The sequence below is a fragment of the Halomonas sp. genome, assembly GCF_034520545.1.
In the GTDB taxonomy this organism is placed as follows: domain Bacteria; phylum Pseudomonadota; class Gammaproteobacteria; order Pseudomonadales; family Halomonadaceae; genus Halomonas.
Genome location: NZ_JAXHNN010000011.1, coordinates 125,607 through 146,981 on the forward strand (window position 1 = coordinate 125,607; position 21,375 = coordinate 146,981).

The following is a 21,375-nucleotide window of genomic DNA, read 5'->3' on the forward strand; positions in this document are numbered from 1 at the left end:
TTTCCCCTCGACCAAAGTAGAAGCCGACGTGTCCACTGGCTTACCCGAAAACCGGGACCCAGACTTGCCTGCGCTCATGGCCATCCTGGCCGACTGCGTTGCCGAGCTTGGCGACGAGGCATTCGGCGATCATCTGACCGCTCTACTCCGCAGGAGCCTGGGGGTTGAGCAGTGTATCCTCTTCGCCTATACCAGCGACGACGCCATGTCATACCTGCTGGTGGATAACAGCCGCTACCCCAAGGTGGCCGGGCGGCTCGCCCGCCTGTATGCCGGCGGGCTCTTCCGTCAGGACCCCAACTACCCTAGGCTGCGCCAGCTTCTTCAGGCAGGCGATGGGCGAGCGGATGCCGAGCTGATCACGATGCCCGAGGACATGTCACCGGCGTACCGCAGCCACCTGTTCGCCTTTCCAGACCTGGCCGACAAGGCCTCCATAGTGATCCCTGCCCCCGATACCATCTACTATCTGAACCTCTACCGGGACCTGGCTCGCGGCCCTTTCAGCCCCCCAGAACTAGAAAGATTGCAAAACCTCACACCACTGATTGCCAGCCTGATCCGGCGCCATTACCGCCAGGCCCGCTCCACTGCCCTGTTCGCCAGTCACGAAGAGGCCTCGGCCCTGTCACGGCTCTCCGAACGCGAGCGCCAGCTCTGTCTCCATCTGCTGCGTGGCCATACCCTCAAGACCGCCGCCGCCGAGCTCGACATCGCTCTCTCCACCGCCGAGACCTTCCGCAAGCGGGCCTATGCCAAGCTCGGCTTACGCTCCAAGGCGGGGCTGGTGACACTGTGCCGACAGGGTTGAATGCCAGAATGAGAAAGCCCCGGCACCTGGCCGGGGCTATGACACTCTCTCAGCCCTCTTCGACGATATCATCCTCGGTCAGCCCCGGCTCCTCACCGGCGGCATCGAGCTGTTCGTAAAAGTGCGCCAGGGCGGCCTCGCCGTCCACGCCACTGTCGGCCACCGACTCGGCCCACTGCTCGGGCAGGTCCTCCACCATGGCCATGAAGCGATCGACCTCTTCCGGGGGCAGCTCGATGAAGGTGTTGCCCATCTCCTCGGCGAAGGCCATGCCGCGTTCGTCGACCACATCCATCATGAAGCCGAACAGACGTGAAAGGCGCTCGCCGGAGACTGACATCAATGCCTCGCGATCCTCCTCGGATAGCGAGGCGAGGGTATCGGGGTTCATCACCAGCGAGAAGCTGCCGCGATAGAAGCCGCCGGGGATCAGCACGGTATTGGGCAGCACCTCGGCGAGACGAAAGCTCTTGAGGCCTTCCCGGGTCAGCATGGCGCCATCGACCACACCCTGGGCGGCCGCCTCGTAGGTGTTGCCCGGCGGCAGGGCGACCCCGGTCAGGCCCAGGGCCTCGGTGATATCCGCCATGACGCCACCGCCGATGCGCACTCGGTTGCCGGGCAGATCGGCAAGGCGCTCGATGGGCTCCTCGAGGAAGAGCGTACCCGGACCATGCACCCCCAGCCCGATCACCTCGACGCCGCGATGCTCGTTGATGTCGGCAAAATACTCACGGTGCGTGCGCCAGTAGGCCACCGAGGCATCCTCGGAGGAAAAGGCCTCGAAAGTGGGAAACTCGGGCAGCTTGGTCAGCTCAAAGCGTCCCGGCATCAGACCATGAAACAGCCAGGTAGCATCCGCCACGCCATCGGCAATCAGCTCCATCTGGGAGCCGGGAGGACCCAAGTCATGGACCACATTGATGGTAACACGTCCCTCGGTAGCGTCCTCTACCCAGCTTCCCCAGGTGGGCCAGACAATGGTGTTGACCCCATGGTTGGGGCCCGCCCAGGTGCTGATCTGCAGCTCAGTGGCCGCCGCGGCGCCCTGAAAGGCGCCCAGGGTCATCAGCGCGGAGAGTGTCGATAGTGTCGCCAGTTTTTTCATTGTCGGTTTCCTTTTCGTTCACGTCGGAGTTGGCGTACGCCCTGTGGCGTCTTGTTGTTGCCTGGGTCACGGAGGTCGGATTACAGGGAGAGCACCAGTCGCTTGCCCTTGGCGCGCGAACAGCACGACATCATGCGGTCGTTGGCATCGCGCTCGGCACGGCTGAGCACCAGGTCGCGGTGATCGATGTCGCCCTCGGCCACGGTCACTTCGCAGGTACCGCACAGGCCTTCGCAGCAGTCGCTGGGCACGTCCACACCGGCCGCCGTCAGCGCCTCGAGCAGGGTCTGGTCGTTGCCGACCTGTACCGTCAGGTCGGAGTCCGCCAGCACCGCTTCGAAGGCGTGTTCGTGCTCGGGGTCGAGAATACTGGAGCGGGCGGTGAAGTGCTCGACATGCAGCGTGCCCTCGGGCCACTCCCTCTCCTCCGCCAGCGCCTCGAGCAAGCGCTCCGGGCCGCAGGAGTAAACCTGCTCTCCCTCGGACAGGCCGCTTAGCACTTGCGGCAAGTCGAGACGGCAGCCTTCGTCGCCAGCATGGATGGTCAGCGCCGCGGCGTGGTCGCGTTCGACACGGTCAAGAAAGGCCATGGTCCGCCGACTGGCGCCGCAGTAGTGCAGCGCATAGGGCTTGCCGAGTGCCTTGAGCCGGTCGGCCATGGCCAGGATCGGCGTGATGCCGATACCGCCGGCAATCAGGGTATAGCGCGGCGCGCTTTCGTCCAGAGGGAAATGGTTCTTGGGACCGGCAATATGCAGCACGTCACCCGACTTGACCGTCTCGTGGAAATGGGCCGAGCCGCCGCGCCCCTCGGGCTCGCGCAGGATGGCGATGGACAGACGGCTGCGATCATCGCGTGTCCCGCACAGCGAGTAGTAGCGCCGCCACTCGCCCTCTACCGGCTCGCTATGCAAGTCGGGGGAGCAGGCAGGCAGCTCACGCGATACCAGCTCGATATGCGAGCCGGGGGACCAGTCGGGCAGCCCGCGCCCGTGGGGATCGGCCAGGTCGATACGGATCACCGCCTCGGCCTCGCGTACCACATCGGTGACCACGACCCGGCGCAGGATGTCATCCTTGGCCGGCGCGCCGATGGAGAAATGCGTGGGGTTATCCAGCACGTCACGGGTGCGCCGTTCGGGATTCTGCGCGGGCTCCCATTCCACCCACAGTGACTTGGGTCCACGGAACGAGGTGTTGGGCAGATATTCGAACGTCTGGTCCTCGACCAGCTGCATATGCGGCAGGCGGCGAACAAATTCGTCGAGGATGACCCGCATCTCCAGCCGGGCGATGTTCTTGCCCATGCACTGGTGCGCCCCATAGCCGAAAGTAAGATGATCCGCCGCGTTCTGGCGGTAGATATTGAAGTCGTCGGGATTCTCGAAGTGACGCGGGTCCCGATTGGCCGACGCCTGCACGATCAGCAGCTTGCCGCCCTCGGGAATCTTGACGCCGCCCACTTCGGTATCGCGGGTGGCGATACGACGCCAGGCCACGACCGAACCGGCGACGCGCAGACACTCCTCGACCGCGCTGGGAATCAGAGCGGGGTTCTCGCAGAGGTCATTCCAGGATTCGCGGTTCGACAGCAGGGTACGAAAGGCATTGGCGGTGGCGAAGGCGGTGGTCTCATGCGCCGCCACCAGGATCGCCATCATCATCGAGCGCAGATAGCTCTCCGGGACGATGTCGGGGTGCACTTCGTGCATGCGGATCGAATCGTACATCCAGCCCTCGCCGGTGGGATCGGCACGCATGCGGTCGAGGATCTCCTGCGCCGTCTTCCAGAACTTGCCGACATCCTCGGCGATCTGCAGCTGCTCTTCCGGGGTGGGGCGGCCCCAGATATTGAGCGTGTGAGCGACCGAGAACTTGCGCAGCTCCTGGGCATCCTCCTTGGGCACACCCAGGAAGCTCAGCGCCACTGTCATGGGAATCTCGCGGAACATCTCCGCCACCAGGTCGACACGCCCCTTGTCGATGAAGCGGTCCATGTAGTCGCGCGCCAGCTCGCGCACCCACCCCTCGTGCTTCTCGAGATTCTCGGGCAGAAAGGCGTCCATCAGCAGCCGGCGGCGCTCCATGTGGTCCGGTTCGTCCTCGTTGACCATGGTGCGGCGCATCGCGTAGCCGTAGCTCTCGAGAATCTTCGTTGCCTCAGGCGGCGCCGGGGTGATTTTCTCCAGCGCAATGGAGGGCGAGAAGGTGTGGTTGTCGCGAAAGACCGCCTTGACGTCCTCATAGCGGCTGACCACCCAGTAACCGAGCCGGGGGCTCCAGAACACCGGCTCCTGGTCCCGGGACCAGCGCAGCGCCTCGGCCGGATCGAGCTGATAGGGGCGATCGAAGGGATCGAAGGCGGCCGCCTCGGGAGAGACAGGGCAACCGTTGGGGGCCGACTCGGCCGCCCGATGGAAGGGGCAACCGCCCGCACCGGCGGAAGGAGAGGTGGAGGTCATGCTGGGCTCCGGAAGGCTCGATCGGTATTTACTTTTATCGCACACTATGTATCAATGAACGCACATATCGAAAGGTAAGCCCCTTCGCCATTGCCGTCAAATGCCTTTCGCTGTCCCGGGCGCGGCCCTGCCCGGGCCCCAAGCCGAACGAGGTGACCCCTATGTCCTCCACCCTGCAGACCTTGGATCGCGGTCTGACGGCCCTGGAGATCATCGCCGAGCGTGCCGAGGGGCTCAGCGTGGCGGAGCTGGCCGAACGGCTCGAGGTGCATCGAGCCATCGCCTATCGCATCGTCACCACCCTCGAGCAGCACGACCTGGTGGCACGCGGGGCCGATGGCAGACTGCGCCTGGGCGCCGGTGTGGCACTGCTGGCCGGCCACTTCGAGCCACAGCTACGACGCGTCGCCCAGCCGCTGCTGGAAGATCTGGCTGGGCAGACAGGCGCTACCGCCTTTATCTCTGTCGCCCAGGGCGAGGAAGCCGTGGTGATTCTGGTCGCCGAACCCGAGGGGGGACTGTTGCGGGTCGGATATCGGGTAGGTAGCCGCCATCCCTTGTCGCTGGGGGCAGCGGGCATCGCCATCCTGGCCGGACGGCCGCCCCATCCAGCGGATAGCGACGCGGTTCGGGAGGCACGGGGGCTGGGTTACAGCCTGACACGCGGCCAACTACAGCGCGGGGCGGTGGGCGTGGCCAGCCCCATCGTCGGCGCAGACCTGCACCGTGGCGTGGAGGCCTGCGTGGGAGTAGTCGCCATGGAGGACCTGGAGACCAGGGAGGCGGCACAGGCAGTCATGACCTGTGCACGCCAGCTGGCCGAACTGGCCGGCGGCTAGACGCCGGTGCGGCTCTCGAACGCCTTCGCATTGGGGCAGAAGCCGCGACACTCCTCCACATCGGCTCCGGCCCGCATGGCCTTCCAGCATTGGCCGACGACCGGGCAGCCGTTGCAGACAGAGCGCATCGCCGCATGATCCGGATCGGCGGCCATCTCCGCCTGCTGCAGACCGAAGCGCTGCATCATGACCGGCATCAGGGTCTTCGACGGCACGAAGCCGAGGGGCTGTCCCTGCTGCAGCTGGCGTGCCATTTGCTGTTCGAAGCGGTGATCCAGCGGGGTCGAAAGGTCCTCGAGCATCTCGCTGTAGGTCCTCGGCGCCTCGTGCTGAATCTCCTGTACCAGCCGCGGCGTGGTGGCCTGGTAGCAGCGATCCGCAAAGCGGGTCCACCAGGCTTGTTGGGAAACGTCTTTGGGGGTGGCGTTTGTCGGGCTCATGACATCGCTCCTGTTGTGACCTTTTTGGGATATCGCGTCCTATGGAATGCAGTATTGCGATGAATGCCGTATCCCGCCTTGACTCAGGTCATAAAAGTTTCATTTGAAACCATTCCGGGAAACCGATGAAGTTGCTGCCGCTCGACGCTACACTAGCGCTCGTCACTTTACAGCCGAGGCCGCACCGATGAGTTCCCACCTGCTCTCCATCGACTCCCTGTCCCGCGACGACATCGACCACCTGATGCGCGTCGCCACGCGGATGGAGCCCATCGCCCAGCGGCGCAAGATCACTCGGGTCCTGGAAGGGGCCGTGCTCGGCAACCTCTTCTTCGAGGCCAGCACCCGCACCCGAGTCAGCTTCCATGCTGCCTTCTGCCGGCTCGGCGGCAGCGTCTGCGACACCACCGGCTTCACCTTCTCCTCCATGGCCAAGGGCGAGTCGCTCTACGACACCAGCCGAGTGATGAGTGGCTACTGCGACGCCATCGTCATGCGCCACCCGGACCAGGGCTCGGTGGCGGAGTTCGCCGCCGCGACGAATGTGCCGGTGATCAACGCCGGGGATGGCCCCGGCGAGCATCCCAGCCAGGCGCTACTGGACTTCTATACCATCGACAAGGAGTTCGCCCTGCAGGGCAAGACGCTCAGGAACGCCCATGTGCTGATGACCGGCGATCTGAAGTACGGCCGCACCGTCCACTCCTTGATCAAGCTGCTGTCGCTCTATGCGCCAATGCGCATCACCCTGGTGGCACCGCCGGGCCTGGAAATGCCGAGCCACCTGATCGAACGGGTCAGTCGCCAGGGGCTTACCGTGGACGTCCGGGAGACCCTGGCCGGCGACTTCTCCGACGTGGATGTGGTCTACACCACTCGCATCCAGAAGGAGCGCTTCACCGCCGAGATGAGCGAGGGCTTCAACCTGACTCGCGACTTCACCGTGGATCGCGCCTTCATGGACAGCCGTTGTGGCTCCTCCACCATCGTCATGCACCCACTGCCCCGCGACAGCCGCCCCGAGGCCAACGACCTGGATGTGGATCTCAACGGCGATCCACGCCTGGCGATCTTCCGTCAGACCGACAACGGCATCCCGGTGCGCATGGCGATCTTCGCCACCCTGCTCGGGGTCGAGGCGCTCATCGACAAGGACCTGCGTGACGTGCCCTGGTTCGTCCCCGAGCGCCTGGGCGTTGACGACGCCACCTTCTGAACAGCCTACAATTGACGACCGATCGCCTATGCTGGTGGGGAACAACAATTCGTGTCGCCGCGCATGGCGACCAGGCCTGGAGGCGCAATACCGATGAACCTGAAACGTTCGTATCTCTTGCTGTGTGGTTTCTACACCCTGCTGATCCTGATCGGCGTCATCGCCCTGCTGATGGGCGGTGGGTCGCTGCTGGCCATGATCCAACTAGGCGTTGGAGCATTGGTGGTGATCGGCCTGTGGGGCTATTTCCTGGGCAGGGGCTTCATGAACCCGCGGATGTGGCGTCCCCTGGCGGGGCTGCTGGCACTGAGCATCGTCGTTCAGCTGGTCGCGGTGTTCACGGCGAACCTCTCGGGCGCAGCGATGACCTGGACCCTCACGACCGCCATCTTCTCGGTGCTGCCGATGATCTTCCTTTATCGCTACGGCGATCGTGACCAGCCCCTCTGGGCCACGCCAGAGGAAATCGAAGGAGGCAAGCTGCTGGGGGAGCTGCTCGAGGAACAGCGTGAGCTGATGGTCGAGAAGCAGGCCCAGGGCAGCCAGGCAACCGTCAGGGTCCGCAAGACCGGTGACGCCTACCTGGCCAGTGTCGAGCGAGAGCGAGAAGGGGAAAGGGAGGCCTTCGAAGAGCGCTTTCGTTGCCCAGCGACCCTGGCGTTCTTCATAGAGAAGTTCACCTGCCTCTCGGTAGGCGACTTCGCCAACAAGTATACCAACGACGGCACCCATCCGGCCTGATCGCCCGGGCATCAGCGCGACGGCAGGCCTTCGCGCCGGGCGAACCAGCCCTCCAGGATCAACACCGCGGCAATACCGTCGACCCCTTGGTCACGATAGTTGCCGCGGTGGCCAGCTTCTCGGGCGATCGACTTGGCCTCGCGAGTCGAGCCGCGCTCGTCGACCATCTCACAGGGGATGCCGTAACGGCCGTAGAGACGCTTGCCGAACTTGCGCGCTCGGGTACTCATGACCGACTCGCTGCCGTCCATATTCAGCGGCAACCCCACCACGAAGAGATCGGGACGCCACTCGTCCACCCGCCGCGCCACCTGCGACCAGTCGGGGATGCCATCCCGGGCCGGCAGAGGCTCGAGCTCCCTGGCGCTGGCGAGCAGCTCGTTGCCCACCGCCACACCGATACGCCGGGTGCCGAAATCGAAGGCCAGGATCAGTCGCGAACCGGGATCGGCCATCACGCCGGCTTCGTCATCGCGCGCCGCACCCTCATCACTCGCCGTACCCTCATCACGCACCGGCTCTTGATCAAGAGTGGCCTGCCTCGCGGGTCATCAGGTTCAGGTCGATGCCCAGGATGCCCGCGGCGGCCCCCAGGCGCTGCTCGGGCGGCACCGTGAAGAGAATCTCGGCACGTCCCTCCACCGTGAGCCAGGCATTGTCCTTGAGCTCAGCCTCCAGCTGGCCGGACTCCCAGCCGGCGCAGCCCAGACAGATCAGGAACTGCTCGGGTCCCTTGCCGTCGGCCAGCGCCTGAAGGATATCCATGGAGGTGGTCAGGGCGATGTCGTCGGCGACCTGAATGCTGGAATCCCAGGCGTCGCTGGACCCACGATGCAGGATGAAGCCGCGGTCCTTGTGAGTCGGGCCACCATAGAAGACCGGCGCATCGCGATGGGGGCTCTCGTCGCCACCCAGCTCGAGCTGCTCGAAGAGGGCATCCAGGGTCAGCTCCAGCGGCCGGTTGACGATCACGCCCATGGTGCCGTTCTCGTCATGATCGCAGAGGTAGCTGAGGCTGCCGGCGAAATTGGGGTCTTCCAGATGCGGCATCGCCAGCAGGAAGTGGTTTTTCAAGCCGAAGTGTTGCACGGATTGCATGAGACTCCCCGGCGGACCTATTGCACGCCGTAATGATTGCCTTGGCCGAACCGCCAGACCCGGGTGATGGACAGGCTGTCCAGGTTGCCCATGCCCCGATCGAAGGGTCGATAGGGGGCGGCACCGTGTACCGTGTCCAGAGCCGCCTGGTCGAGTTCGGCATGTCCCGACGATTGTATCACCTCTGCCTGGCGAACCTGACCGTCACGACCGATCACCACCCGGATGCGCAGCTGTCCCTCCAGATGACGCGGCGCCGGGTGCACCCGATTGCCGTAGTCCTCGACCCGGCGGGTCCAGTCGTCGATGTAGCGCGCCTCGGCGGCCTGCTGGGCGGCCTGGCGCCCCTCGCCCGGCTGCTCGCCGGCGAAGTCCGAGGCGAGACCCTGCTCGCGAATACTCGAGGTAGCCTGAGCGAGCAGGTCGCGCCCCGAGGCAGAAGGGGCCGTGGCGGTGGGCGGCGCCGAGGTCTCGGCCGACTGGGGTGCGCTGTCGCGAGGCTCGGAAGTCGCCTGGGTATCGCGGGAGCGTTCGGCCGCCGGGGGCTGGGGAGTCTCGCTCGAGCGGTCAGGGTCGGGACGGGCGGGACGCTCCGCTTCGGCCGGAGTGGCCGGGTCCACCTCGGGCTCGGCAGCCTGCAGCTCGGGCAGCTCGTCCATGGGCGCTGCCCTGGCCTCCGCCGGAGCCTGGTTCTGGGAAGTGCCGGCGGCGCGCTGGTCGGCCTCGGCGATGGCCGCGGCCTCTACCATCTCCGGTGACGGCCGGCTCACCAGCACCACATCGATACTCGAGTGCTCGACGGGCGCCGGCGCGAACTGGCGGCTCGCCACCACCCCGATGATCACCAGATGCAGCAGCAGCGCCAGCACCCAGGCCAGCCAGTGCCGGAACGGCCGGGTGACCGGGGCATACTGGATGGGATCGCTGACAGGGCTGGACATGGGCCGCTGGCCTCCCGGATCAGCGCCGCTCGCCGAGACGGCGCTGGATGGCATTCATCAGCAGGCCGGCGATATCGGTACCGCGCTGGTCATCGATCTCGCGCACACAGGTGGGGCTCGTGACGTTGATCTCGGTGATGTAGTCACCGATCACATCGAGGCCGACGAACATCAACCCCTTCTCGCGGATCATCGGCTGAACCTGTTCGATCAGCCAGTGGTCGCGGGCGGTGAGCTCGCGACTGACCCCCGTGCCGCCGGCGGCCAGGTTGCCGCGAGTCTCCCCGGCCATGGGCACGCGGGCAAGACCGAAGGGGACCGGCTCGCCGTCCACCAACAGGATGCGGGTATCGCCCTCAGAGATTTCGGGGATATAACGCTGGGCCATGATCTGGCGCCGGCCACGTTCGCTCAGCATCTCGATGATGGCGCCGATGTTGCGACCTTCGGGGCGCACATGGAAGATTCCGTTGCCGCCCATGCCATCCAGCGGCTTGAAGATCACATCACCGTGCTCGGCGTGAAAGTCGCGCAGCACGGCCTCGTTGCAGGAGACCAGGGTCGGCGTGCAGCACTCGGGAAACTGCTGGGCGAAGAGCTTCTCGTTGCACTCCACCAGCGCCTGGGTGGGATTGACCACCAGCACGCCCTCGCGCTCGGCGAAACCCAGCAGGTAGACGGCATTGAGGAAGTAGCCATCGACCGGCGGGTCCTTGCGCATCAGGATCACGTCGAGCTCGGCCAGGGGTGCCACCTCGGGCTCGCCAAGGTCGAACCAGTGGCCGGAATCGCGATGCACCTCGAGTGCACGCATGCGGCCGAAGGCACGCCCCTCGCGCAGGAAGAGGTCCTCCTGCTCCAGGTAGTGCAGTGACCAGCCGCGGTCTCTGGCGGCCCACAGCATGGCCAGGCTGGTGTCCTTCTTGTAGGTGAGATCGGCGATGGGATCCATCACCACGCCGATCTTCAGCGCGCGTTCGCTCATGACGTCGGGTTTCCGGTCGGAGAGTCAATGCGGTCAGTATGCAGCAGGGGTATCGCCTCCACCAAGGCAGTTAACCTGGTCAGCAAGAACCATTGCCCCACGGCAGTAACGCTCGAGGCTATTCCGGCAGCAGGCGAATCCCACCGGGCTCCAGGGTGATCAGTTGGCGCTTGTAGAGGCGCCCGATGGCCTGCTTGAAGGCGTTCTTGCTCACCCCCAGCCGCGCCTTGATCTCTGCGGCGTCGCTCTTGTCCCCCAGCGGCAGGTAACCACCGCTTTCGCGCAGCGCCTTGAGCACCTGATCGCCCACCACATCCAGCCTCGCCTCACCCGGCGGCAGCAGCGACAGATCCAGCCGGCCGTCATCTCGCAAGCGCTTCACATAGCCGGAAACCCGCTGCCCTCGGCGCAGCGGTCGATTCACGTCATCGCGATAGAGCAGACCCCAGAAGCGATAGTCAACCACCGCCTTGTAGCCCAGATCGGTCTGATCGGCGATCACCAGTGCTACCTCATCCCCCGCTCTCAGCCCTGTGGCCTCGTCGGCGATAAAGCGCTCGAGCTTCTGAGAGGCCACCGGCCGGCGCTGCTGGTCCTCGTAAATCATCACCAGCACCCGCTTGCCCACGCTGGGACGGAAGCGCTGCTCGCCGTAGGGCAACAGCAGATCACGGGGATGGCCCCAGTCGAGGAAGGCACCGGTGTCATTGACGGTCACCACCTCGAGGTAGGCCACGTCCCCGACTGCTGCCCGCGGCGCGCGAGAGCTCGGCGAGCCGGCCGGGCGAGACGAGGGGAACGGCGGTGGGCGACGGTTTCGAGAATCGGGCATAGGGGACCTCCGCTGAGGAATAGCGCTATGTGTCTAGTGAGTGCTCACAGATCCCCGAAGCGGGATTGCAGCAGCGACAGCGCCACCACCGGCGCGGTCTCGGTGCGCAGAATACGTGGACCAAGAGACAAAGGAGCGAAGCCGCCGGCCAGAGACGCCTGGACCTCGGCCTTGGACAGCCCGCCCTCCGGACCGATCAGCAGAACGGCGGTGGCGGGCGCCTCGCCCTGTGCAAAAGCCCCGGTGGTGCCGGGATGCAGTACCAGGCGCAGCGCCTCGTCGCGGCCCGCCAGCCACTCGGGCAGGCCGGCCGGGGGATGCACGGGCGGCAGGGTCGCACGGCCGCATTGTTCGCAGGCGCTGGCCGCCACGGCCTGCCAGTGGGCGAGTTTCTTTGCCTCGCGCTCGCCCCTGAGGCGCACGTCACCGTGTTCGGTGTAGAGCGGGGTGATCGCCGCCACGCCGAGTTCGACCGCCTTCTGGATGGCATAATCCATGCGGTCGCCCTTGGAAATCGCCTGTCCCAGATGCACCGCGAGCGGCGACTCGCCGGTGCCGGGGGCCAGGGCTTCGACGCGCGCCACCACCCGCTTGCGAGAGGCCTCGACGATGACCGCCCTGGCCTCCAGGCCGGCGCCGTCGAAGAGCCGAAGCGGCGCACCCTCGGCGAGGCGCAGCACCCGGGCCACGTGACGAGCCGGCCCCTCGGGCAGAACGACGTCGCCGCCGACGGTGAAGTCGGCGGCGACGAGGATACGCGGAGCCTTCACTCGCAGGTCGTTCACTGACACAGGCCCATCACGCTTACTGGGTCGTCTGCGCGCCCGACTGCTCGGTCTCACGCTTCTTCTTCTGGGCGTAGATCGCTTCGAAGTTGACCGGTGCCAGCATCAGCGGCGGGAAGCCGCCCCGGTTGACCAGATTGTCGATGCACTCGCGGGCATAGGGGAAGAGCATGTTGGGGCAGAAGGCTCCCAGGGTATGCTCGAGCTGCTGGCCCTCGATGCCGCTGATGCGGAACAGGCCGGCCTGCTCGATCTCGGCCAGGAAAGAGGTGGTGCCTTCCTCGCTGTGGGTGACCTGGGCGGTGACCTTGACGACTACCTCATAGAGACCTTCCCCGACCTGGCGACTGGTAGTATCCAGGTTCAGGCCGACCTTAGGCTTGAACGGCTGCTGGAACACCGCCGGCGAGTTGGGTGCCTCGAAGGAGATATCCTTGACGTAGATGCGCTGCAGCGCGAACTGCAGCTGGGGCTTGTCCTGCTCGCCGGCCGCCTGGCCGTTGGCGCCGGCGTTCTGGTTGTTCTCTTCCGCCATGGGAAAGATCCTTTGATTCGATGAACGAAATTTACTTCTTGACGACCGGCAGGCCATCCGCCTGCCACTGGGCCATGCCGCCCTTGAGCTTGAACACCCGCTCGAAGCCCGCCTTGGTCAACTTGGCCTGGGCGACACCAGCACTCTGACCATGCTTGCAAGCCACGATGATCGGCTTGTTCTTGACCTTCTCGAGTTCGCGCATGCGCTCGTCGAGCTTGCTCTGGGGAATGTTGCGTGCGCCAGCAATGTGGCCCGCCTTGAATTCGCCGGCCTCGCGAAGATCCAGCACCGCAGCGTCTTCGCGGTTGATCAGTTGGGTCGCTTCGCCGGAGGTCACGCCTCCGCTGCTGCTATTGCGGACTTCATAGGCGATCCAGGCAATCAATACCAGCAGGAAGGCCCCCACCAGCAACGGGTGATTCTGCACGAATTCGAACAGCTGATCGATCATGGGTTCGGCTAACTCTTGTCTCGGGTGCACGTTGAACGGGGCCGGCCAGTCGCGGCGGCGCCCAGTATACACGAAGCCAGGGCGGCCCGTGGGCCGGTCAAATGACGTACGGCGGTACCGTGCGATATGATGCCGCAAGCAGATACAAGTCGCGACCCCCGGTATCGGCCCGTGCGCCTGCCGGGCAGACAAAGACAATAGAGGCCCTCCGCATGACCGAGACCCGCACCACTACCCCGCGTCCGGTGGCGCTTATCATCCTCGACGGCTATGGCTACAACGAAGACGCCAGGGACAACGCCGTGCTCGCCGCCCGAACCCCGGTAATGGATCGCCTTTGGCAGGAGCAGCCGCGTGGCCTTATCCATACCGACGGCCGCCACGTGGGCCTGCCGGACGGTCAGATGGGCAACTCCGAGGTCGGCCACATGAACCTGGGGGCCGGACGCATCGTCTACCAGGACTTCACGCGCATCACCAAGGCCGTCGAGGACGGCGACCTGGACACCCTCGAAGCCTTGACCGTGCCGGTCGATGCCGCCGTGGCTGACGGCAAGGCGGTGCACCTGCTGGGCCTGCTGTCGCCGGGCGGCGTGCACAGCCACGAGGATCACTTCCTGGCCATGGCCGAGCTGGCCGCCCGCCGCGGGGCGCAGCGAATCTACATCCACGCCTTCCTCGACGGCCGCGACATGCCGCCGAAGAGCGCCATGGGATCGCTGGAGCGTACCAACGCGCGCCTCGCCGAGCTGGTGGGCCCCGAGAATGGCTTCGTGGCATCGATCATCGGCCGCTACTTTGCCATGGACCGCGACAACCGCTGGGATCGCGTCGAGAAGGCCTATCGCCTGATCACCGAGGGAGAAGGTGAGTTCGTGGCGATCGGCGCAGAAGAGGGGCTACGCAAGGCCTACGAGCGCGACGAGACCGACGAGTTCGTCACCGCCACCAGCATTCGCCCGAACGACGCACCGGTGACCATGGAAGACGGCGATGCCGCCATCTTCATGAACTTCCGTGCCGACCGCGCCCGCGAGCTGACCCGCGCCTTCGTCGAGGACGGCTTCCATGGCTTCGATCGCCAGGCGCGACCGAATCTCGCCGCCGACGGCCTGGTGATGCTGACCCAGTATGCCGCCGACATCCCCGCCCCGGCGGCCTTCCCCCCGGCGGAGCTCGTCAATACGCTGGGCGAGGTGATGGAGCAGCGCGGCCTGACTCAGCTGCGCATCGCCGAAACCGAGAAGTACGCCCACGTCACCTTCTTCTTCTCCGGCGGCCGGGAGGACGAGTACCGGGGCGAGACCCGGGTGCTGGTGCCCTCCCCTCAGGATGTGAAGACCTATGACGAGAAGCCAGAGATGAGCGCCGAGGAAGTCACCGACCGGCTGGTAGAGGCCATCGATGCCGGACAGTTCGACCTGATCGTCTGCAACTACGCCAACGGCGACATGGTCGGTCACAGCGGCGACTTCGATGCCGCCGTCCAGGCCATAGAGGCAGTGGATGCCTGCGTCGGCCGGGTGGTGGAGGCGATCCAGCGCGCCGGTGGCGCCTGCCTGGTCACTGCCGACCACGGCAACGCCGAGCAGATGGTCAACCCCGAAACCGGCGAGCCCCAGACGGCCCACACCACCTTCGAGGTGCCGCTGATCTATGTCGGTGAACGTCCGGCAAGGCTCGCGGACGACGGCAGCCTGTGCGACATCGCGCCGACCCTGCTGACGATGATGGACCAGTCGATCCCCGAGGAGATGACCGGCCGGGTGCTGATCGAGCGCGACTGAGTCAGGCGCGGGAGTCGGGCAATGACGATAGGCGTCGCGACGCTCGGCGCATGGCGGACCAGACGAATCCTATCTGCGGGCCTGGCTCTGGTACTGGCTATGATGATGGGCCTGGCTGCTCCACTGGCCGCCCAGCCCTCCGAGCGTGAGGCACAGGATCGCCTGGATGCCTTGGGTAAAGCACTCCAGGAAGCCTCCGCGCAGCTCTCCACCACCCGGGAGGCCAGGGACGAGGCTAGCGAAGCTCTGCGCGAGGTAGAGACCGCGCTCGCCGAGACCCACCGTCGTCTCGACTCCCTGCAGGCCGAGCGGCGTGCCCTCGGCGACGAGATCGCCACCCTCGAGACACGCCGCGAGCAGTTGGCCGCCGAACGCTCGGAGCAGGTGGAGGCGCTGACGGCCCAGCTCGATGCTCTCTATCGCCTCGGCCGTACTCCACAGCTCAAGCTGCTGCTCAACCAGGATGATCCGGCACGACTCGACCGCCTCCAGCACTATCTCAACCGCCTGGCCCGTGCGCGCAACGCGCGCCTCGACGAACTGGCGAGACTCGATGCCGAACTGGCGGATAATCGCCGGGCACTGGAGCAGCGCGGCGAACGCCTCGAGACCGTGGCCGAGGAACTTGCCGCACGCAGTGCCACCCTGGCCGAACAGATGGCCGAGAGGAGCGCACTGGTAGCCAGGCTGGACGAGCGCTTCGCCAGTGAACAGGCGCGCCTGGCCACACTCGCTCAGGACCGTGCCCATGCCGAGCGTACCCTGAGAGAGGTACAGGAGCAGCTGGCGCGCCTCGAGCGCCCGCCCCCCTCCACGGCCATCGAGCAGACCCAGGGCGAGCTGCCCTGGCCGATACAGGGCAACATCGCCTCCACCTTCCACGAGGGCGCGGGGGTGCATCGCAACGGCCTGCTGATCCGGGCCGCCGCGGGCACCCCCGTCAAGGCCGTGCATGCCGGCCGGGTGGTGTTCGCCGACTGGATGCGCGGCTTCGGTAACCTGTTGATCGTCGATCACGGCGACCAGGTGATGACTCTGCATGCCCATCTGCAACACTTCACCGCCGGGGTTGGCGAGGCCGTGTCCCGCGGTGATCCCCTGGGTGCCGTAGGCGTCAGCGGGGGCCAGGACCGGCCGGCGCTCTACTTCGAGGTGCGTCGAGGCGGCGACCCCATCGATCCACGGCGCTGGATCGCCCGTCAGCCATGAGCCCCCGCTATTCCATAGACGCCCGGCCACGGGCTATGCTGGGCGGCCACCACCGGTAACCGCGAGAATCTGCATGCCCCTACGTCCCGCCGCTCTGCCCATCGCGATGCGCCGCCTGGTGTCGGCACTGCTGCCGGCCGCCCTGCTGGTGCTTGCCCCCCTCCCCGCCGCCGCACAAGGCCAGAGCCAGAGCCAGAGCCAGGAGGATGACCTGCCGGTGGCCGAGATCCAGGCCTTCGCCGAGGTATTCGAACGCATCAAGCGCGCCTATGTGGAGGAGGTCGAGGATGCCGACCTGCTGCGTAACGGCATGCGCGGCATGCTCAGTGAGCTCGATCCTCACTCTGCTTACCTGGATAGTGAGGAATTCGAGAGCCTGCGCGAGTCCACCCAGGGGGAGTTCGGTGGCGTGGGTATCGAGGTGGGCATCGAGGATGGCCAGCTGACGGTGATCACCCCCATCGACGATACGCCGGCCTCCCGGGCCGACCTGCAATCGCGCGACAAGATCCTGCGCATCGACGACACGCCCACCGACCGGCTCTCGCTGCAGGAGGCGGTCAACCTGATGCGTGGCGACCCTGGTACCGAGATCCGACTGACCATCCTGCGCCAGGACGAGAGCGCTCCCCTGGAAGTCACCCTGACCCGCGAGGTCATTCGCACCGTAAGCGTCAAGAGCGAGCTGCTGGAGACGGGCTATGGCTACCTGCGGGTCAGCCAGTTCCAGACCCGCACCGGTGCGCAGGTCGACAGCGCCATCCGCCGCCTGGAGCGCGACGCGCCGCTCAAGGGCCTGGTGCTCGACCTGCGCAACAACCCCGGCGGCGTGCTGCAGGCCGCGGTGGACGTGGCCGACGCTTTCCTCGACGAGGGGCTGATCGTCTACACCGAAGGGCGTCTGCCGGACAGCGAGATGCGCTTCTCGGCCGGTCGCGAGACAGTGGCGGCTGACGTGCCGATGGTGATCCTGATCAATGGCGGCAGCGCCTCGGCGGCGGAGATCGTCGCTGGCGCCCTGCAGGACCAGCGGCGGGGTGTGGTGATGGGAACCGAGAGCTTCGGCAAGGGGTCGGTGCAGCAGATCATGCCGCTGGGCAACGGCGAGGGGCTAAAGCTGACCACCGCCCTCTACTTCACTCCCGACGGCCGCTCGATCCAAGCCCAGGGCATCGAGCCCGATGTGGAGGTGATCCGCGGCCGTCTGGAAGTCGCCGAGGGCAGTGGCCTGGACGTACGCGAATCGGACCTGGAGGGTCACCTGCGCTCCCCTGACGAACAACGCACTCGCAGCAGGATCAGCGAGCGGCTGCGCGAGGACTACCAGCTCGGCGAGGCCCTCAACCTGCTCAAGGCCCTCGACGTGCTCAGCCAGCGTCGCGGCGGCTGAGGGGTCGACAGGCGGCAGGCAGGCGGCCGCGATGCCCCGTCGCCTGCTGCATCAGCAGTCGCTTGAGAGGTCCGAGCCGGTCGACGCCCGAGAGCCCAAGGTTGCGCGCCAGGGTCAGCGCCGGGTGGCGCGCCCCGAACAGCAGCCGGAAGCCGTCCATCAGTGCCAGCATGGCGGCATTGTCGCCGCGTCGACGCCGAGCGTAGCGGCCCAGCAACGCAGCATCCCCTAGGGACAGCCCCCGTCGCCGCCCCGTGACCAACTCTTCGGCAAGCACCGCCGCATCCATCAGGCCCAGGTTCACCCCCTGGCCCGCCAGTGGATGAATGCTGTGCGCCGCATCCCCCACCAGTGCGAAGCCAGACAGCGCATAGCGTTCGGCATGGCGCTGGGTGAGCGGTACCGCCAAGGCTCCATCGATCACCGTCACCTCGCCCAGTCGATGGTCGATGGCAGCCGCCAGTTCCCCACCCAGCGCTTCCTGGGGCAGGGCCACCAGGCGCTCGGCCTCCTCCGGAGTGGTGGACCAGACGATGGAGCAGTGATGCTCGCCGCCCTCGATATAAAGCGGCAGGAAGGCCAGCGGTCCCGTAGGGAGAAAGACCTGGCGCGCACAGCCGCCATGAGCGAGACGCGTACGCACCGTGGTGACCACGGCCACCTGGCCGGTATCGCGAGAACGGACGTCGATGCCGGCCATCGCCCGCAGCGGTGACCGGGCGCCGTCGGCGGCCACCACCAGCGGGGCCTTCAGTCGACTGCCATCTTCCAGTAGTACCGCGCGCCCGGTATCGTCCGACTCGAGCCCGGCCACTCGGGCTCCGTAGCGCATCTGGACGCTAGGCAGCTCGGCCAGGCAAGCCTCCAGCGCCGCCAGGGTGACATCGTTCTCGACGATATGCCCCAGCACCGGCACCCCGGCCTGCTCTGCCGAGAAATTCACCTCGCCGCTGCCTTCGCCATCCCATACCTGCATGAAGCGATAGGGACTCACCCGGCGCGAGGCCATCCATGCCCAGGCACCCAGCCCCTCCAGCAGTTGCCGCGATACCGGGGTCAGGGCACTGACCCGCATGGAGGGCGGCCCCTGGCCCACGACGTCACGATCTAGCGGCACCTCGCGGGCATCCAGCAACACCACCTCCAGCCCGGCCCGACCCAACAGACAGGCAAGGGCCGCTCCCACCATACCGCCGCCGACGATAATCACCTCGAACGGCGAAGACGCGCGTCCCTGTGCTGTAGTCATGATCTCTGCTCTCTCTGACAAGCCCGCTGGCCACCTTGACTGTACACCCCGACGATTCCCAACCGTCACACTCTGCCCTTCCAGGGCCTATTGCCCCATCCGCTATCGTTGCAGCCCCATGGCCCGCCGAGCCAGGCCACGACGCAGTGGCCCTACCAGGTTCAGCCCCACCAGGCCTGCCCCTCGGGCTTGGGAAAGCAGGGGAAGATCGAGCCCGAACAGGCGTATCAAGCCGTCGCTGAAGCGGATGACGTTGTCGCGGTCGACGTCTCGGCGCGCCTCGAAGTCCTGCAGGACGGTCGTGCTACCCGGGCTCTCGCCTCTCTCGATGCCGGCCTCGATGGCGGCCACCAGATCCATGACGCCGCGCAGTGCCAGGTTGAAGCCCTGGCCGGCCACCGGGTGCAGGGCATGGGCCGCATTGCCCAGCACCACCAGCCCGGGGCGAGCGGTTTCGCGGGCGGTAATCAGCGACAGCGGGTAGGCATGCCGGCAGCCCACTCGCCGGAAGTGCCCCACCCGATCGCCGAAGGTCTGCTGCAACTCGCCCAGGAAATCGCCGTCCGAAAGTGCCAGGCGGCGTTCCTCCTGGCCACGCTCGTGGGTCCATACCAGCTCCATGGTCTGGCCCCGAAGGGGCAGCAGGGCAATGGGCCCCGCCGGCGTAAATCGCTCGTAGGCGACCCCGCCATGGGGACGGCTGACCTCGACACTGGCGATCAGCGCTACCTGGTCGTAGGGCCGTTCCTGGCTCTCGATGCCCAGTCGCTCCTTGAGTCCCGAGCGTCCGCCATCGGCGAGTACCGTCAACCCGGCGCACAGTGTGGTGCCATCCGACAGCTGCAGCCGATGTCCTTCGACAATCGGTTCAATCGTCTCGACCCTGGCCGGGCAGTGCCAGGCCAAAGGCAGCTCGCTCAGCCGGCCATGCAGCACTCGCCCCATCCAGGCATTGGGAATCACATGACCCAGCGCCTCGACACCCAGTTCCGCCGCGCGCAGCCGCGTCACGCCAAAACGGCCCTGCTCGCTGATGTGGATGGTGCGGATCGGGGCAGCCATCTCGGCCATCGTATCCCAGACGCCAAGGCCCTCGAAGTGCCGGGCTGAACCACCGGCGATGGCGCTAGCACGGGCATCGAAGCTGGGCTGCCAGGGTTTATTCTGTCGCGACTGCAACGGTGCCGCCTCGATCACCGCCACCCTGAGTCCCGCCCGTCCGATCAGCGAGGCAAGGGCACAACCCAGGCTGGCCCCCACCAGGCCACCGCCGATGATGGCGATATCCACCTTCTCTTCCCGCATCGCCGTCATGGCCATAGCCCGGCTGTTTCATAACGTACATTACATAAAGGCATTTCCGGCAGCTCCTGGGCTGATCAATTCCTGTCCATCAAGGCTTCGATATCCTCTACCCGCTTGGGTACATCCGCGGTCAGCACCTCGTGGCCCTCGTCGGTCACGACAACATCATCCTCGATGCGAATGCCGATACCGCGAAAGGCCTCGGGCAGGTCGTCGTCTGCAGGTATATAGAGACCGGGCTCCACGGTGAGCACCATACCCGGCTGTAAGACGCGGGATTGGCCCTCGAGGCGGTAGGGACCCACGTCATGCACGTCGAGTCCCAGCCAGTGGGAAGTCGAATGCAGGTAAAAGCGCTTGTAGCTGCCATCGTCCATGCACTCCTGGACCTCCCCCTTCAGTAGCCCCAGCTGGATGAGACCGCCGGTGAGGTCGCGCACCACGCTTTCGTGAATCCCCGCCAGAGTCGCGCCAGGACGAACCGCGGCGACGGCGCGCTCCTGAGCGGCCAGCACAACTTCGTAAAGGGCCCGCTGGGCTTCGGAGAAGCGGCCGTTGACCGGGAAGGTGCGGGTGATGTCGCCGGCATAGAGATCGAACTCGGCACCGGCATCGATCAGTACCAGCGCGTCATCCTCCAGGAGGGCTTGATTCTCGATGTAGTGCAGCACACAGGCATTGATGCCGCCACCGACGATGCTGGCGTAGGCAGGACCGCTGCCGCCCTGCCAGCGGAACTCGTGCTCGAGCTCGGCCTGCAGCTGCCACTCCATGAGACCCGGCCGCGCCGCGCGCATGGCCCGTACATGGGCCCGAGCGGAAATCGCGCCGGCATGACGCATCAGGGCCAATTCCGCTTCGCTCTTGCACAGGCGCTGCTCATGAATCAGCGCGCTGACGTCGGCGAAGGCCGAGGGCGCCACCGCTCCGCGAAGGGCGCCCTCAACCAGCTCGCCACGCACCTCCTCGGCGAGTGCCAGGGCCTCGGCATCGTCCAGCGGCAGGTAGAGCGTAGTGCGGCCGTCGAGCAACCCGGCCAGCAGCTCCTCGCGCGCTGTATTCTCGAAGGCCTGGTCGATGCCATGCACGCGCACGGCGCCCTCGGCCCCCAGGCGAATGCCGGTCCAGGCTTCCCGTGTCGGGTCACGATCCTGGCAGAACAGTACACTCTCGCCAGCCTCGCGGCCC

General features: G+C 66.2%; 21 protein-coding genes. 7 read left to right on the top strand and 14 right to left on the bottom strand.

What is annotated here, in order from left to right:
• Window positions 1-64: 64 nt before the first annotated feature.
• The gene (locus U5L98_RS14915; RefSeq protein WP_322559094.1) at window positions 65-811 is read left to right on the top strand and encodes a helix-turn-helix transcriptional regulator; all 747 of its coding nucleotides are present in this window, start codon (window positions 65-67) and stop codon (window positions 809-811) included.
• Window positions 812-860: 49 nt separating this feature from the next.
• Here the strand turns inward: U5L98_RS14915 and U5L98_RS14920 are convergent, their stop codons facing one another.
• The gene (locus U5L98_RS14920) at window positions 861-1,919 is read right to left on the bottom strand and encodes a TRAP transporter substrate-binding protein (RefSeq protein ID WP_322559095.1); all 1,059 of its coding nucleotides are present in this window, start codon (window positions 1,917-1,919) and stop codon (window positions 861-863) included.
• Between the two features lie 80 nt (window positions 1,920-1,999).
• Window positions 2,000-4,381 carry a cytochrome P450/oxidoreductase gene (locus U5L98_RS14925; protein ID WP_322559096.1) on the bottom strand — a complete coding sequence of 794 codons (2,382 nt, stop codon included), beginning with the start codon at window positions 4,379-4,381 and terminating at the stop codon, window positions 2,000-2,002.
• Window positions 4,382-4,542: 161 nt separating this feature from the next.
• Here U5L98_RS14925 and U5L98_RS14930 point away from each other — a divergent pair, with 161 nt between their 5' ends.
• Window positions 4,543-5,220: an IclR family transcriptional regulator gene (locus U5L98_RS14930; RefSeq protein ID WP_322559097.1), complete on the top strand. Its 678-nt coding sequence runs from the start codon at window positions 4,543-4,545 to the stop codon at window positions 5,218-5,220.
• On the opposite strand, the gene U5L98_RS14935 is transcribed toward U5L98_RS14930, so the two are convergent.
• Window positions 5,217-5,660: a hypothetical protein gene (locus U5L98_RS14935; protein ID WP_322559098.1), complete on the bottom strand. Its 444-nt coding sequence runs from the start codon at window positions 5,658-5,660 to the stop codon at window positions 5,217-5,219. The two genes, U5L98_RS14930 and U5L98_RS14935, sit on opposite strands and share 4 nt — an antisense overlap.
• A 187-nt stretch (window positions 5,661-5,847) precedes the next feature.
• Between U5L98_RS14935 and pyrB the strand changes: the two genes are divergently transcribed.
• Together pyrB and U5L98_RS14945 are read left to right on the top strand one after the other, a co-directional pair.
• Complete coding sequence (pyrB, locus tag U5L98_RS14940; RefSeq protein WP_322559099.1) at window positions 5,848-6,876, top strand: aspartate carbamoyltransferase; 1,029 nt, start codon at window positions 5,848-5,850, stop codon at window positions 6,874-6,876.
• Between the two features lie 93 nt (window positions 6,877-6,969).
• Window positions 6,970-7,617: a hypothetical protein gene (locus U5L98_RS14945; RefSeq protein ID WP_322559100.1), complete on the top strand. Its 648-nt coding sequence runs from the start codon at window positions 6,970-6,972 to the stop codon at window positions 7,615-7,617.
• A gap of 11 nt (window positions 7,618-7,628) precedes the next feature.
• Here the strand turns inward: U5L98_RS14945 and ruvX are convergent, their stop codons facing one another.
• The 8 genes from ruvX to U5L98_RS14985 all read right to left on the bottom strand — a co-directional run bounded on the left by ruvX (window position 7,629) and on the right by U5L98_RS14985 (window position 13,247).
• Window positions 7,629-8,072: a Holliday junction resolvase RuvX gene (ruvX, locus tag U5L98_RS14950; RefSeq protein WP_322559116.1), complete on the bottom strand. Its 444-nt coding sequence runs from the start codon at window positions 8,070-8,072 to the stop codon at window positions 7,629-7,631.
• A 70-nt stretch (window positions 8,073-8,142) separates the two neighbouring features.
• The gene (locus U5L98_RS14955; protein WP_322559101.1) at window positions 8,143-8,715 is read right to left on the bottom strand and encodes a YqgE/AlgH family protein; all 573 of its coding nucleotides are present in this window, start codon (window positions 8,713-8,715) and stop codon (window positions 8,143-8,145) included.
• 17 nt (window positions 8,716-8,732) lie between these two features.
• Window positions 8,733-9,656, bottom strand: coding sequence for a TonB family protein (locus tag U5L98_RS14960; protein ID WP_322559102.1), 924 nt, complete (start codon window positions 9,654-9,656; stop codon window positions 8,733-8,735).
• A gap of 19 nt (window positions 9,657-9,675) precedes the next feature.
• Window positions 9,676-10,641 (bottom strand): glutathione synthase, encoded by a 966-nt coding sequence (gene gshB, locus U5L98_RS14965; protein WP_322559103.1) that lies wholly within the window; start codon window positions 10,639-10,641, stop codon window positions 9,676-9,678.
• A 118-nt stretch (window positions 10,642-10,759) separates the two neighbouring features.
• Window positions 10,760-11,473 carry a S1 RNA-binding domain-containing protein gene (locus U5L98_RS14970; protein WP_322559104.1) on the bottom strand — a complete coding sequence of 238 codons (714 nt, stop codon included), beginning with the start codon at window positions 11,471-11,473 and terminating at the stop codon, window positions 10,760-10,762.
• A gap of 44 nt (window positions 11,474-11,517) precedes the next feature.
• Entirely contained in the window at window positions 11,518-12,249 is a 732-nt protein-coding gene (locus tag U5L98_RS14975) for a 16S rRNA (uracil(1498)-N(3))-methyltransferase (protein ID WP_322559117.1), read from the bottom strand.
• 28 nt (window positions 12,250-12,277) lie between these two features.
• Complete coding sequence (secB, locus tag U5L98_RS14980; RefSeq protein WP_322559105.1) at window positions 12,278-12,793, bottom strand: protein-export chaperone SecB; 516 nt, start codon at window positions 12,791-12,793, stop codon at window positions 12,278-12,280.
• A gap of 31 nt (window positions 12,794-12,824) precedes the next feature.
• Window positions 12,825-13,247, bottom strand: coding sequence for a rhodanese-like domain-containing protein (locus U5L98_RS14985; RefSeq protein ID WP_322559106.1), 423 nt, complete (start codon window positions 13,245-13,247; stop codon window positions 12,825-12,827).
• Between the two features lie 212 nt (window positions 13,248-13,459).
• Here U5L98_RS14985 and gpmI point away from each other — a divergent pair, with 212 nt between their 5' ends.
• From gpmI to U5L98_RS15000, 3 genes are all read left to right on the top strand, one after another.
• Window positions 13,460-15,034 carry a 2,3-bisphosphoglycerate-independent phosphoglycerate mutase gene (gene gpmI / locus U5L98_RS14990; protein WP_322559107.1) on the top strand — a complete coding sequence of 525 codons (1,575 nt, stop codon included), beginning with the start codon at window positions 13,460-13,462 and terminating at the stop codon, window positions 15,032-15,034.
• A 99-nt stretch (window positions 15,035-15,133) separates the two neighbouring features.
• Window positions 15,134-16,243 carry a murein hydrolase activator EnvC family protein gene (locus tag U5L98_RS14995; RefSeq protein ID WP_322559108.1) on the top strand — a complete coding sequence of 370 codons (1,110 nt, stop codon included), beginning with the start codon at window positions 15,134-15,136 and terminating at the stop codon, window positions 16,241-16,243.
• A 73-nt stretch (window positions 16,244-16,316) separates the two neighbouring features.
• A complete protein-coding gene (locus U5L98_RS15000) occupies window positions 16,317-17,633 on the top strand; it encodes a S41 family peptidase (protein WP_322559109.1) in 1,317 nt (438 codons plus the stop codon).
• Here the strand turns inward: U5L98_RS15000 and U5L98_RS15005 are convergent.
• From U5L98_RS15005 to U5L98_RS15015, 3 genes are all read right to left on the bottom strand, one after another.
• The gene (locus tag U5L98_RS15005) at window positions 17,611-18,882 is read right to left on the bottom strand and encodes a UbiH/UbiF/VisC/COQ6 family ubiquinone biosynthesis hydroxylase (protein ID WP_322559110.1); all 1,272 of its coding nucleotides are present in this window, start codon (window positions 18,880-18,882) and stop codon (window positions 17,611-17,613) included. The two genes, U5L98_RS15000 and U5L98_RS15005, sit on opposite strands and share 23 nt — an antisense overlap.
• A 102-nt stretch (window positions 18,883-18,984) precedes the next feature.
• Window positions 18,985-20,196, bottom strand: a complete 1,212-nt coding sequence (ubiH, locus tag U5L98_RS15010) for a 2-octaprenyl-6-methoxyphenyl hydroxylase (RefSeq protein WP_322559111.1) — start codon at window positions 20,194-20,196, stop codon at window positions 18,985-18,987.
• Window positions 20,197-20,261: 65 nt separating this feature from the next.
• The coding region (locus U5L98_RS15015) for an aminopeptidase P N-terminal domain-containing protein (protein ID WP_322559112.1) at window positions 20,262-21,375 on the bottom strand (1,114 nt) is incomplete at its 5' end.